At 70.4% G+C, this 12077-nt stretch carries 14 protein-coding genes; 7 read left to right on the top strand and 7 right to left on the bottom strand.

Annotated features, from left to right (window positions below):
• Positions 1–162: 162 nt before the first annotated feature.
• Positions 163–693 carry a DUF5817 domain-containing protein gene (locus DJ70_RS05175; protein ID WP_094530782.1) on the bottom strand — a complete coding sequence of 177 codons (531 nt, stop codon included), beginning with the start codon at positions 691–693 and terminating at the stop codon, positions 163–165.
• 97 nt (positions 694–790) lie between these two features.
• Entirely contained in the window at positions 791–2068 is a 1278-nt protein-coding gene (locus tag DJ70_RS05170) for a helix-turn-helix transcriptional regulator (protein ID WP_094530780.1), read from the bottom strand.
• A gap of 188 nt (positions 2069–2256) precedes the next feature.
• Here DJ70_RS05170 and DJ70_RS05165 point away from each other — a divergent pair, with 188 nt between their 5' ends.
• The gene (locus DJ70_RS05165; protein ID WP_094530779.1) at positions 2257–3591 is read left to right on the top strand and encodes a DUF7094 domain-containing protein; all 1335 of its coding nucleotides are present in this window, start codon (positions 2257–2259) and stop codon (positions 3589–3591) included.
• A gap of 145 nt (positions 3592–3736) precedes the next feature.
• Positions 3737–4183 (top strand): type IV pilin N-terminal domain-containing protein, encoded by a 447-nt coding sequence (locus DJ70_RS05160; protein ID WP_094530788.1) that lies wholly within the window; start codon positions 3737–3739, stop codon positions 4181–4183.
• An 86-nt stretch (positions 4184–4269) separates the two neighbouring features.
• On the opposite strand, the gene DJ70_RS05155 is transcribed toward DJ70_RS05160, so the two are convergent.
• Entirely contained in the window at positions 4270–4893 is a 624-nt protein-coding gene (locus tag DJ70_RS05155) for a methyltransferase domain-containing protein (RefSeq protein WP_094530777.1), read from the bottom strand.
• A gap of 136 nt (positions 4894–5029) precedes the next feature.
• On the opposite strand from DJ70_RS05155, the gene DJ70_RS05150 reads away from it, so the two are divergent.
• The gene (locus DJ70_RS05150; protein ID WP_094530775.1) at positions 5030–5821 is read left to right on the top strand and encodes a DUF6663 family protein; all 792 of its coding nucleotides are present in this window, start codon (positions 5030–5032) and stop codon (positions 5819–5821) included.
• A gap of 10 nt (positions 5822–5831) precedes the next feature.
• On the opposite strand, the gene DJ70_RS05145 is transcribed toward DJ70_RS05150, so the two are convergent.
• Positions 5832–6830: an NAD(P)-dependent oxidoreductase gene (locus DJ70_RS05145; protein WP_094530773.1), complete on the bottom strand. Its 999-nt coding sequence runs from the start codon at positions 6828–6830 to the stop codon at positions 5832–5834.
• Between the two features lie 191 nt (positions 6831–7021).
• Between DJ70_RS05145 and DJ70_RS05140 the strand changes: the two genes are divergently transcribed.
• Positions 7022–7330, top strand: a complete 309-nt coding sequence (locus DJ70_RS05140) for a DUF7536 family protein (RefSeq protein WP_449272190.1) — start codon at positions 7022–7024, stop codon at positions 7328–7330.
• On the opposite strand, the gene DJ70_RS05135 is transcribed toward DJ70_RS05140, so the two are convergent.
• Positions 7327–7608 carry a MarR family transcriptional regulator gene (locus DJ70_RS05135; RefSeq protein WP_094530771.1) on the bottom strand — a complete coding sequence of 94 codons (282 nt, stop codon included), beginning with the start codon at positions 7606–7608 and terminating at the stop codon, positions 7327–7329. The two genes, DJ70_RS05140 and DJ70_RS05135, sit on opposite strands and share 4 nt — an antisense overlap.
• 454 nt (positions 7609–8062) lie before the next feature.
• Here DJ70_RS05135 and DJ70_RS05130 point away from each other — a divergent pair, with 454 nt between their 5' ends.
• Together DJ70_RS05130 and DJ70_RS05125 are read left to right on the top strand one after the other, a co-directional pair.
• On the top strand, positions 8063–8371 hold the full coding sequence (locus tag DJ70_RS05130; protein ID WP_094530769.1) for an EMC6-like membrane protein: 309 nt from the start codon (positions 8063–8065) through the stop codon (positions 8369–8371).
• Between the two features lies 1 nt (position 8372).
• The gene (locus DJ70_RS05125) at positions 8373–10193 is read left to right on the top strand and encodes a ribosome biogenesis/translation initiation ATPase RLI (RefSeq protein WP_094530768.1); all 1821 of its coding nucleotides are present in this window, start codon (positions 8373–8375) and stop codon (positions 10191–10193) included.
• Positions 10194–10212: 19 nt separating this feature from the next.
• Here the strand turns inward: DJ70_RS05125 and DJ70_RS05120 are convergent, their stop codons facing one another.
• Positions 10213–10812 (bottom strand): universal stress protein, encoded by a 600-nt coding sequence (locus tag DJ70_RS05120; RefSeq protein ID WP_094530766.1) that lies wholly within the window; start codon positions 10810–10812, stop codon positions 10213–10215.
• 309 nt (positions 10813–11121) lie between these two features.
• Here DJ70_RS05120 and DJ70_RS05115 point away from each other — a divergent pair, with 309 nt between their 5' ends.
• Positions 11122–11388 carry an HAH_0734 family protein gene (locus tag DJ70_RS05115; protein WP_094530764.1) on the top strand — a complete coding sequence of 89 codons (267 nt, stop codon included), beginning with the start codon at positions 11122–11124 and terminating at the stop codon, positions 11386–11388.
• Between the two features lie 31 nt (positions 11389–11419).
• Here the strand turns inward: DJ70_RS05115 and DJ70_RS05110 are convergent, their stop codons facing one another.
• Positions 11420–12013 (bottom strand): L-threonylcarbamoyladenylate synthase, encoded by a 594-nt coding sequence (locus tag DJ70_RS05110; RefSeq protein ID WP_094530784.1) that lies wholly within the window; start codon positions 12011–12013, stop codon positions 11420–11422.
• Positions 12014–12077 lie beyond the last annotated feature (64 nt).

Genomic DNA, 12077 nt, shown 5'->3' with positions numbered 1-12077 from the left:
GCTCGCGGGTCGTCGACGGCGTCGGGGACCGCGACGATCCCCACCGCGCCCGCGAGCACGACCGCGGCGGCGATCGCCAGGAGGGTAGTTCGGGTGTCCATACGCCGCGATCCTATCCCCGAGGTAAGTGTCTTGTCCGATCCGGCTCGGAGCGTCGGCGCGTCACAGCGTCCGGTACCGCCCCTGCGACTCCGACAGCTCCCCGCGACGGGTCAGCCTCTCCAGGAGGTCGCGTGCGGCTTCGGCCGGGACGCCGTGCTCGGTCGCGTACGCGACGATCCCCTCCTCGGTCGGCTCGGCCGCCTCGCCGACCGCGTCCCGAACGATCTCCTCCCGCGAGCGCGTCGACCCCGCGTCTCCCCCGGCGCGCGCTCCGGCGTCGAACACCGCGTCGGCGTCGAGTCCCGACGCCTCGAGGTACTCGCGGTCGTCGATGCCGGCGTCCTCGACCGCGCGGTCGAGGTCGGCGACGTGGTCGACCTCCGCGAACGCCGCGCCGTCGCCCCGCTTCTTCGCGAGCAGGGCCGCTCGCGCCTCGCGGGCCGCGTCGCGGTCCTCGGACTCGAAGAACCGTTTGAGCTTCGCCGTCCGGTGGGTCTTCTCGCACCGCGAACAACGGGCCGTCTCGCTCGCTCGCGGGTCACGGAGGAGCCAGAGGTTGCCACACCGGTTACAGCCGACGACCGCGTACATGTCCCCGCGTTGGCCGGGATCGGGTTTGAACCCTCGGCTCCCGGCCCGCCTCCCGGCGGCGTGCCCGGTCGCGACGAGTCGGGCGGGTCGGGGCGGATCAGCTTCCGTCGTCGCCGTCCGCCCCGTTCGCGTCGGCCGTCCCGTCGGACTCGCCGTCCGGCAGCGAGATCAGGTTCTCCCGGCCGAGCCGAAGCTTCTCGACGCGTCCCTCGTCGGCCATCGCCGAGAGGAGCTGGGACACCTTCGCGTCCGACCATCCCGTCTCGGCGACGATGTCGGCCTGTCGCATCCGTCCGCCGTTCCGATCGAGGAGCCGCTCGACGCGCTCCTCGTCCGAGAGGAGCGAGAGGTCCTCCTCGACCTCGTCGCCCGCCTCGTCGTCGGGTTCGTCGTTCGGATCGGTCCCTACGGCCCCGGACTCGCCGCCGGTTCGGGTCTCGGTGTCGTGTCCGGGGTCCGACCCGTCCGTGCCGGCCGGCGCCGGGTCGTCGGATCCGAACCGGCGGTAGCCGACGAGCCCGCCGGCGATGACGACGGCCGCGAGGACGATCGCGCCGGCGAGAAGCGTCCACGGCGGGGTCTCCCCGGCCGGCGTGGCCGGCGCCGGCCCGTACACGACGGCCACGCGGTCGTCGCCGGCGAACACCCGCGGCCCCTCGATGACGACGGCGTTGTCCTCGAGTCGCACGTTGGCCCCCGGCGTTCCCGAGATGGAGTACCCCTCCGGGGTGGTCACCTCGACCGTCTGGCCGGACTCGAGCGACCGGAGCCACGTCCCGTTGTCGGCGGTCGTCAGCGCGTCCCCCAACACCAGGTCCTCGCCGTCCTCCGCGAGGAACTCCGTCCAGACGAAGGTCAACCGGAGCTCCCCCACCGCGGCCACCTCTCCGGAGTCGACGGGGTCCGCGCCGCCGGTCCCGGTTCCCGCGTCCTCCGCGGTCTCGGGGTCCTCGATGACGACGTACTCGCGCTCGACGTCCACCACCGACATCTCGCGGTCGGTGTTCCGGCTCGCCGCCTCCGCGAACCGCTCGAACAGCCCCGGCGACGGCCCCGCCTCCCCGTCGACGAAGCGTTCCCCGACCGTCTCGAAGGCGGCCGTCCGGTTCGGGTCGGCGAACTCGTACCGGACGACCACCCGCCACCGCGCGTCGCGGTCCGGCTGGAGGTCGATCCGTATCCGCGTCTCTCCCGTCGGCACGGCCGTCCCGCTGACCTGGGCTGCCGGGTCGGTCCCTATCGAACTCGCGGGCGTCGACGCCGCCGGTGACGGCTGGCTGGAGGGAGCGGGCTCTCCGACGACGAGTCCCGAACCGGCCACGAGGGCGACGGCGAGGAACGCGGCGAGGAGAACGCGAATCGCGGGGTTCCGCATGTGGTTCGGGGGCACTCCCGCCCCGGTCAAAACGCTTTCTATACACCGCCTCGACGCCCACGAGATACCCGCTCACGGCCGTCTCGCCGCCGCCGCCGGCGGTTCCGGCGACGCTCGCGACGTCGTCGAGGTCGGCGGCGCGTCGAGTTGGCGTGGGTTTTTGACCCCTGCCGGCGAAGCGGGCGACGATGAGAGCCCTCTCGGTCTTCCTCGCCGCCCTCCTCCTCGTCTCGCCCGTCGTCGCGGGGATCGGCTCCGCGGGCGCGACGGCCGACGCCCGGCCGGCGTCGCCGACCGCCTCCGGGTCCGTCCCGCAGCCGTCCGTCCCGTCCGTGACGGACTCGGTCGGTTCCGGATCGGTGCCGACCTCGACGCACGGGGAGAACCTCACCCTCCGAGTGCTGTCGACGCCGCCCGGCGTCGAACCGCGGGTCGCGAGCCACCGGCGCGGCGTCAATCTCGGCACCTCGCTCGCGCTCGCGGTCGGCGACTCGGACGCGGCGCTCCGGACCGAGACGGCGGTACGGCGGATCGAGTCCGCAGAGACGAACGCCGAACGGCAGCGGCGCATCCTCGCCGCGATAAACCAGGTGGAGCAGAACGAGGTGAGCCTCGACAGCCGGCAGACGACGGCGATCGACGCACACGCATCGGGGGAGCTGACCGACCGCGAGCTCCTCGACGAGCTCGTTCGGATCGCGGCGCTCGCGGCCGAGTACGACGCCCGGCTCGAGACCCTCGCCGACCTCGCCGAGGAGACGGACGGGTTCAGCACGCCCGACCGCGTCAGCACGCTTCAGGTCCAGCTCCAGGTGTACGAGGGTCCCGTCCGCGAGATCGCCCTCGAGACGGTTCGCGGCGATCGCCCGGCGACCGAGGTCCACGTCCAGTCGAGCTCGAACGCGCTGGTTCTCGCGACGATCGTCGACGACCAGTACGTCAGGGAGTCGCTCCGGCGCGACCGCTGGGACCGCGGGGCCGACGACCTCGGCAGCGAGGCCGCGATAAACGCGACGCTCGAGGCGTATCCGGAGACGACCGCGCTCCGCCAGCCGAACGCGCTCGGCGCCGGGACCGTCCAGCGGATCACCGTCGACCACGACCTCGGAACGCTCCGGGCGTTCGTCAGCGGCGGGACCGAACGCGTCTTCCTCGAACACCAGCGGATGGCGCTCTCGACGTTCCCCGACGCGGAGCCCGTCTCGACGTCGGGTGACGGGTTCGACGTCACCGTCAACCGGACGTATCCCGGCGGTCCCGTGACCGTCACGGTCCTCGACACGGACACCGGCGACCCGATCGAGGGGATCACGGTGACGAAAAGCGCCGGCGGCAGTCCGAGCGAGACCATCGGCAACACCGACGAGAACGGGGTGGTCCGCACGCTCTCGCCCGCCGACCCGTACCGGATCACCGTCGTCGACGAGCCGCGAGTCGCCGTCATCGACGACATCGACCCGCTCGAAACGCCCCGAGTGACGAGCGACGTCCCGGACGAGAACGGGACCGACGGCGGTACCTGACCGGGGGGAACCGACGCGGAACCGGCGGGCGACTCCTTTTACTGGATGACGGCCCAGACCCGCCGTGTCGTCACGAACCCCCCTTCGGTCACGGAACGGATCGGACGCGTCGAACGCCCCCGGCGATCGAGGCTCGGCGCGGGCGATCGCCCCGCTCGCCGGGGTGCTCCTCGTCGCGGTGACGGTCGTTCTCGCGGTCGGCGTCACCGCGGCGACGTCGCTCGATCCGCCCCCCGAACCGTCGCCGACCGCGATGCTCTCGATGGAGGTCGAGGGCGATCGGATAACGCTCACCCACGACGGCGGCGACCCGATCGACGTCGACGAGATGGCGGTCCGCGTCGGGGTGAACGGCGAACCGCTGGCGCGTCAGCCGCCGGTCCCGTTCTTCTCGGCGGCCGGATTCAGACCCGGCCCGACCGGCGCGTTCAACGCGGCGAGCGGCGAGGAGTGGACCGTCGGCGGCTCCGCGTCGTTCCGGGTCGCGGGGACGAACGACCCGCGCATCGAGCCCGGCGACCGGGTCACGCTTCGGCTCTCGGTTCGCGATCGACCGGTCGCGACGCTGGAGGCGACCGCGCGTCCGGAATGAACGCCGCGTCGCGTCCGGCCGCCCCCCCCGACCCGATCCGCCTCCTCGAACCGATCCGACCGCGTCCGTTCGCTCCCTGATCCGACCTACTCCTCGGGGACCCGCGCGACGGTCGTGATCGCCCGCGGGCTCCGCGGCGTCGCACGCTGGATGTGGTGGTCGTACTCCTCGTAGCCCGCCGCCTCGAACATCCGGTCGGCCTCGTCCTCGTCGTAGAAGAGCATGATCGCGTCGGCGACGCGCTGGAGCACGCGGTTGTGCGGGTAGTCGGGACCGACGACGAGCACCTGTCCGCCCGGCTTCGCGACGCGACGAAGCTCCCTGAGCCCCTCGACGGGGTTCGGCCAGTACTCGATGGAGCCCGACGACCAGACCACGTCGAAGGCGTCGTCGCGGAACGGGAGCCGCTCGGCGTCGCCGCGGTAGAAGCTCACCCGGTCGCGTTTCCCGAACTTCTCGAAGGCCTTCTCCATCTGGTGGACGCTCTGGTCGAGCCCGTGGACGTCCTCGGCGTGTTCCAACAGTCCCTCCGTGCCGAACCCCGTCCCGCAGCCGACGTCGAGCACCCGGTCGTCCTCGCCGAACTCCAGCCACGAGAGCGCCTCCGAGCGCATCTCGTCGTTCCAGTTGAACCGGTTGACCTGGTCGTACACCTTCGAGAGGTACTTGTAGAACAGCCGGGCGTTCGACTTGTCCTCGAGGATCCCCATTGGTCGTCGGTTGGGGAGCCGACCCCATAACGACACGGATCCGGCCGGGACGGATCGGTTCCGATCCCCCGTCGATCCCGGCTCGGCGACGGATCGATTCCGACCGTCTTATCCGGGAACCGGCCGTTCCGTCGGTATGAACCCGACGACGACCGGCCGGTTTCGCGTCCACGACCGCCGTCCGCGACCCGTCGACGGCGGCGACGGTCCCGCCGAGTTCGTCCTCGTCGAGCTGCCCGACGGACCGGTCGATCCGACCGATCCGGACGCCGCGGAGGCGTACGACCCGCTGTACGCGACCGCGACCGGCTACGAGGGCGAGATCGCCGACCGGGTCGCCGACCTCGAACCCGGCGCCGTCGTCGACGCGACGCTGGCGTGGGAGGACGGCACCGCCCGGTTCGCCGAGGTGACGACCGTCCGCGAGAGCCGGTTCCGGTTCGCCGACGGGATCGACGGGATGTTCGAGGCCGCCGTCGACGCGTGGCAGGGGATCCGCGCGGAGGGGGAGGCGGTGGGATCGGTCACGACGCGCTCGACCGACGGCGAGCCGAACGGCGCGCTCTACCTGTTCGCCGACGCTCCCGGAACGGACACCTTCGAGGAGCTTCGAGCGGCCCGGATCCCGGTGGAGCCGCTCGTGGACCGGGTCAACGAGACGCGGGGGGACGACGCGCCCCGCGAGGTGTTCGTGCTCCGGCCGGCCGCACACGACTTCGTCGCCGTCTACGTCGTCTTCGAGCGTGACGGCGTGCTCGCGCGCACGGTTCGAGACACCTACGGGCTCGGCGACGGACTGGCCGCGGGGCTGGAGTCGGCCGGCGTCGACACCGTCGGGACGATCGGAGGCGAGGGATCCGAGGGCGACGGCGACCCTGACGCCGACGACGATCCAGGCGGCGAGTTCGACCTCACCGACCGGCTGTGAGCCGCACCGGTCACAGCCAGTCCGCGTTCGGATCCACGCGTCCCGCGGGGACGTCGCCGGCCAGGACGGCGGCGACGTCGGCGGCGGCGCTCCGGTTCAGGTCCTCGCGGGCGTCCTCGCTGTACCAGGCGGCGTGTGGCGTGACGACCGTGTCGTCGCGGCCGACGAGCGGGTCGTCGTCCGGCGGCTCCTCGGCGAGCACGTCGAGACCCGCGGCCTTGATCGCTCCCGAGTCCAGCGCCTCCGCCAGCGCGCCGTCGTCGACCACGGGGCCGCGTCCCACGTTGACGACGACCGAGTGAGCCGACAGCCGGGAGAGCGCGTCGGCGTCGACGATACCCCGAGTCGACTCGGTCAGCGGGGCGTACACCGCGACGTGGTCGCTCCGGTCGAACAGGGCGTCGAATTTCACCTTCTCCACGCCGCGTTCGCGCATCCGGTCGCCGTCGACGAACGGGTCGTGTGCGATCAGCTCCGCGCCGAACCCGGAGAGCTGCTCCGCGGCCCGCCTCGCGATGGGGCCGAACGAGAGGAGGCCGATCGTCGACGCGCTCACCCGCCGGACCGGACGTCCGTCCTCCCACGCCCATCGGCCGTCGGCGACCGCGTCGTCGTACGGCGTCACGGACCGCAGGCAGGCGAACAGCAGCGAGAGGGAGTGGGTCGCCACCTCCTCCGTACAGTACTTCGGCACCCGCGTCACCGTCACTCCGGCGTCGGCCGCGGCCGCGACGTCGACGTCGTCGACGCCGACGGCGGCGCGGACGACCGCCTCGAGGTCGTCCCCGAGCGCGTCGATCGCCTCGGCGGTCACCGGCGTGTCCACGTCGACAACGACGGCGTCGAAGCCCGTCCCGTCTCCGCGTTCCGACCCGGCCTCGACCAGTCGTTCTGTCGACCCGAGCGGGGCGACCGCGATCTCGACCGGCTCGTCGACGGCGTCCCCGAGGAGCGTCCGGAACGCGTCGGGATCGATCATCGAGGACGCCGAGAGAAGCACGCGTCTCACACGCCCGGATCGGTCGAGACGCCCTTAGTCCCGTTGGTTGCGAAGACTGTTCGAGAGAAAATAAGACGATCGACGGTGACGTATCGGCCGTCCGGCCACGGCGGTCCCGCACGGACGACTCGCCTCGCGGCGGCGTCGCACGCCGGTCCGGTTCCGACGACTCTTTGCGAGTGTAGCGGGTACGAGGACGTGTGAGCGACGACACGACGGACAAGCCCCCGATGCTCGTCTTGCTCGAATCGCTGGCGTTCTATCGGAACGTCCGCGTCGGTCTCGTGGTCGGGGCGTCGCTGGCGGTCCTGCTGTACCTCGTCCGCGCGCTGGAACTCCTCGGTCCGCTCGTGGAGGTCCGCGAGTATCCGGTGGTCGGTCCCGACGTCTGGTTCGCGCTCCTGGCGTTCGTCTTCGCGGCCACGTCGGCGCTCCTGGTCGCGATAGGGCTCACCGTGTTCGAGGCGGCTCGGGGCGCCCGATCGGTCGAGCGTGAGGAGGGGAGTTAGTCCGCGGTACAGGAGGCATCCCGGTCCTCGCTCGTGAACTCCTGAGCGGGCTCGGTGAGCTTGTACAGGTTCTGCCGAGCGTCCGCGAAGTAGACGTCCTCGTCGACGACGTCGATCCCTTCCAGACGTTCGAGGGCGTAGCGGACCGTTCGAGCCGACAGCATCGACTCCTGAACGATCCCCTTCTGTGTCAGCGGTCCGTTGTATTCGAGTACCTTGAAGACGAGTTTGGCGCTCGGCGGGAGGTCGTCGAGACCCTCCGTTTGGGTTCCAGCCATCGCTACGAATCGAAACCGCACACGGTGATAAATGTTGATGCAACACCCCCGATCTCGGGCGATGTAGCGGAGATAATTGCTGGCTTCTTTCCCACTTACAAGAAAATGTTGCTGGAACGTGGGTGGTGGACTGACCAGTCAGTCAGCGATCGAACCTCGCGCGCGCTTGCCGCGCGGTCGGATCCGACGGGCGGATCGGATCGAGGTCGGCCCGTTCCGAGCGTGCCCCCGACCGAAATGTATGGTGTATGGTATGTCTGAAAATCGGACACGTTCCGAGGCGGCCATCCCGGACCGTGGGCGGGGACGTCGTGCCGTGAGTGAGGACGCCCCGAGCGGACACGGCGTGGGCGGAGACGGGCGACTACGGGAGCGGGCGCGAAGCGGAGCCGAACGGTGAGCCGGACGTGAGCGGAACGAACGGTTTTTCACGGGCGATCGCGGATCCGTACGTATGAGCGACGAATCGGGGATCTCCGGGCATGCCCGGAGCGTGGTCGTCACCACGATCTGCTGTCTCGCGGGGATCGCCGCGGGCGTGGTGTCGGCCGCTTACGTCGGGACCGATCCCGTCGACGCCGCCGACACGATGGCTCTCGTGGTCCTGGGCGCGTTCGTGTTCCTCCAGTATCCGGTGTACAGCGTCTTCGGGGTCGACATCACCGACTTCGGCGTCAAGGACAACTTCTACGTGGCGTTCATGACGTTCACGCTGTGGTTCATCAGCTACACGGTGCTTCTGACCTCGGCGGTGACGTTCTGAGATGGCCGACGACAGCATCGCAGTCGTGGATCTGGATCGATGCCAGCCCGACCGATGTAACTACGAGTGCGCGAACTACTGCCCGCCGAACCGGACGGGCAAGGAGTGTATCACCGAGCGCGGCGAGGACGCCGAGGAGGGCGACCCCGACCAGATCCGGATCTCCGAGGAGATCTGTCTCGGCGAGACCTGCGGCATCTGCGTCGAGAAGTGCCCGTTCGACGCGATAGAGATCATCAACCTCCCCTCCGAACTCGAGGAGGCCCCCGTCCACCGGTACGGCGAGAACGCGTTCGCGCTGTACGGACTCCCGACGCCGGAGCCCGGCAAGGTCACCGGGATCCTGGGTCCCAACGGGATCGGGAAGTCGACGGCGGTCCACGCGCTCGCGGGCGAGCGGGTCCCGAACCTCGGCGAGCACGAGGCGGAGCCCGACTGGGAGCGCGTCCTCGACCGCTTCCGCGGGACTGGTCTCCAGAACTACCTCGCCGCGCTGGAGGCCGACGACGTGACGGTCGCCCGGAAGCCCCAGTACGTCGATCAGATCCCGAAGCAGTTCGACGGCAACACCCGCCAGCTGCTCGAACGCACCGACGAGCGCGGCGTGCTCGACGACCTCATCGACCGGCTCAACATCCGGCCGGTGATGGACCAGGACATCGACTCGATCTCCGGCGGCGAGCTCCAGCGCGTCGCGATCGCGGCGTGTCTGGCGCGCGACGCCGACTTCTACTTCCTCGACGAGATCACGCCGTACCTCGACATCGGCCAGCGGATGGTCGCGGCGCGGCTGATCCAGGAGCTGGCGAACGATCCCGGCTCAGAGCGGTCGATGCTCGTGGTCGAACACGACCTGGCGATCCTCGATCTGTTGGCCGACACCCTCCACGTCGCGTACGGGGAGCCGGGCGCGTACGGGGTCATCACGGACCCCAAGTCGGTCCGCAACGGGATCAACGAGTACCTCAAGGGGTACCTCGAGAACGAGAACATGCGGATCCGCCCCTCCGCGATCACCTTCGAGGAACACGCGCCGCGGGCCTCCTCGAAGGGAACGCCGCTCGTGGAGTACCCGGACCTCGAGAAGTCCTACGGCGAGGGGGAGTTCGACCTCCACGTCGAGGGCGGGACGATACGCGAGGGAGAGGTGCTCGGGATCGTCGGCCCCAACGGGATCGGGAAGTCGACGCTCGCGAAGCTGTTCGCCGGCTCGCTGGAGCCGGATGCGGGCAGCCTCGAGTTCGAGCTCGACATCGCGTACAAGCCGCAGTACATCGAGATCGACCAGCCGATGCGCGTCGACGCGTTCCTCTCATCGATCACCGACGAGTTCGGCAGCTCCTACTGGAACACGGAGATCGCGGGGCCGCTCCAGCTCGACCGGATCATGGAACAGGACCTCACGGACCTGTCGGGCGGCGAGCGCCAGCGCGTCGCGATCGCGGCGTGTCTCTCGGAGGACGCCGACCTCTACCTGCTCGACGAGCCCTCCGCGCACCTCGACGTCGAACAGCGGGTGCGCGCGACGACCGCGATCCGGCGATACGCGGAGAACCACGACGCGACCGTGCTGGTGATCGACCACGACATCTACATGATCGACCTGCTCGCGGACCGCCTCATGGTGTTCGACGGCGAGCCCGCGGAACGCGGTCGTGCGACCCGGCCACAGGAGATGCGCGAGGGGATGAACGACTTCCTCGCCGACCTCGACATCACGTTCCGACGCGACGAGCGGACCGGCCGCCCGCGGATCAACAAGCCGGACTCACAGAAGGACCGGCAACAGAAGCGCGACGGCGAGTACTACTACGCGCCCTAGGCGACGAGTTCGATCCGGATCAGCGTTCGTCGTCGACGCCGACCACCAGCGTGGGGACCGAACTGCCGCGTTGAACCCGCGTCGGGAGCGGCTCGGGATGAACGAGCCGGTCCAGCCCGGTCCGACGGGCCGAGCCGAGCACGACGAGGTCGACGTCGTGGGCCTCGGCGAACCCGAGCACCTCCTCGTGGGCGGTGCCGTAGCGGAACCACTTCTCGACGTCGACGCCGCGCTCCCGGCCGCGAGCCTCGGCGGCCTCGACGGCGGCCTCGCCCTCGCGCTCGCGGCGTTCGACCACCACGTCCCACGCCTCCGTCGTGTCCACGACGTACAGCGCGTCCACGGTCGCGCCGTGTGCGGCCGCGAGGTCGATCGCGGACTCGACCGCCGCCTCGCCGACGTCGGTGCCGTCCGTGACGACCAGCACTCGCTCGAAGAGGCCGGCGGCGGCCGGATCCGTGGTCGGGTCGGCGTCGCCGTTCGGCCCGTCGACGGGGTCCGGGCGGGTCGCGCGCTCGTCGGCGTCGCGGTCGGCCGCGTCGATCCCCGTCCCGTCCGGGGTTCGGACGGTCGGCTCTGCTCCGTGGCGGCTCGCGTCGGGGTCGATGTCTGCTGACATGGTCGGTGGTCGACGGGCCGTCCGATGGACGCTCGCCCGTTCTATCGTAGGGTCCGCTCCCGGCCCACTTAACGATTTTCGACAGGATAGACGATTATCATTATCTATCTCCTCTCGAGACTGATCGATGATTATGATCGAGAAATAATTGAACGTTCGATCGCTTTTAATCGTGATCGAACGATTTATGATCGAACAATATACGACGCGGATCCGCGCTCGGCGTCGGCCCGCCGAACGCGGTCGAGCGCCCGGCGGCGGATCGTCCGTACCGAAGCGATTAAGCGATGAACCCGCCAACTCCGGGACATGCAACACCTCATCGTCCGCGGTGACCCCGGCATCCGTCGGGACGCGATCATCGAGTACGAGGGCGAGGAGCTGGTCTGTTTCGGGATCAGCACGCAGGGCGGGTGGCACGGCCCCGACGAGCCGCAGCTCTGGTGTACCGTCGGCACTCCCGACGAGCGCGAAGCCTACGAGAAACGCGAGTACGTCCCCCACTGGCTCGACGTCGACACCGTCGACGCCGAGTCGCTCGACGTGATCAAGGCGGCGGGCGATCTCTCGGTGTAGCGCGACCGTCGCCGCTCCCTTCTCGGACGTCTCACACCGGCGGGTCCGCGAGCCACGCCTCGACCGCGCCGGCCATCGCGCCGCGACGGTGTATCTCCCCCCGTTCGGGGTCGACGACCGTGCTCTCCGCCCCGCCGGTCTCGCCGCCGTCGATCACCGCCGCGGCCCGGTCGCGCACCCGCCCGTCGAGGTCGGCGACGCGGGTGACGCTGCCGGCTCCGGAGACGTTCGCGCTGGTGGCGGTCAGCGGCCCGGTCTCCTCCAACAGCGCCCTGGCGACCGGGTGATCGGGGACGCGCACGCCGACGCGGTCGCGCCCGCCGGTCAACGCGTCGGGAACCGACGGGCCCCGTTCGACGACGACCGTCACCGGCCCCGGCAGGAACGCCCGCATGAACGCGGTCGCGAGCGCGGTCGGCCGGGTGTGGCTCGACGCGGCGTCCGCGCTCGCGACGCCGAGCGAAAGCGGGTCGTCGCGGTCGCGCCCCTTCGTCTCGAACACGCGTTCGACCGCGTCAGGATCGAGCGCGTTCCCGCCCAGCCCGTACACCGTCTCCGTCGGGTAGACGACGAGCCCGCCGGCCGCGACCGCGTCGGCGGCTCGGCCGAGGAGTTCGCGGTCCACGTCGGGAGCCTCGTCGGCGTCGAGTCGGCGGTCCTCGGCGCCCGTGTCGGCGTCGTCGTTCACG

It is taken from the genome of Halorubrum halodurans, assembly GCF_002252985.1.
In the GTDB taxonomy this organism is placed as follows: Archaea; Halobacteriota; Halobacteria; order Halobacteriales; family Haloferacaceae; genus Halorubrum; species Halorubrum halodurans.
The sequence above is the reverse complement of the archived record's forward strand: the minus strand, read 5'-3'. Positions and strand labels throughout refer to the sequence as shown.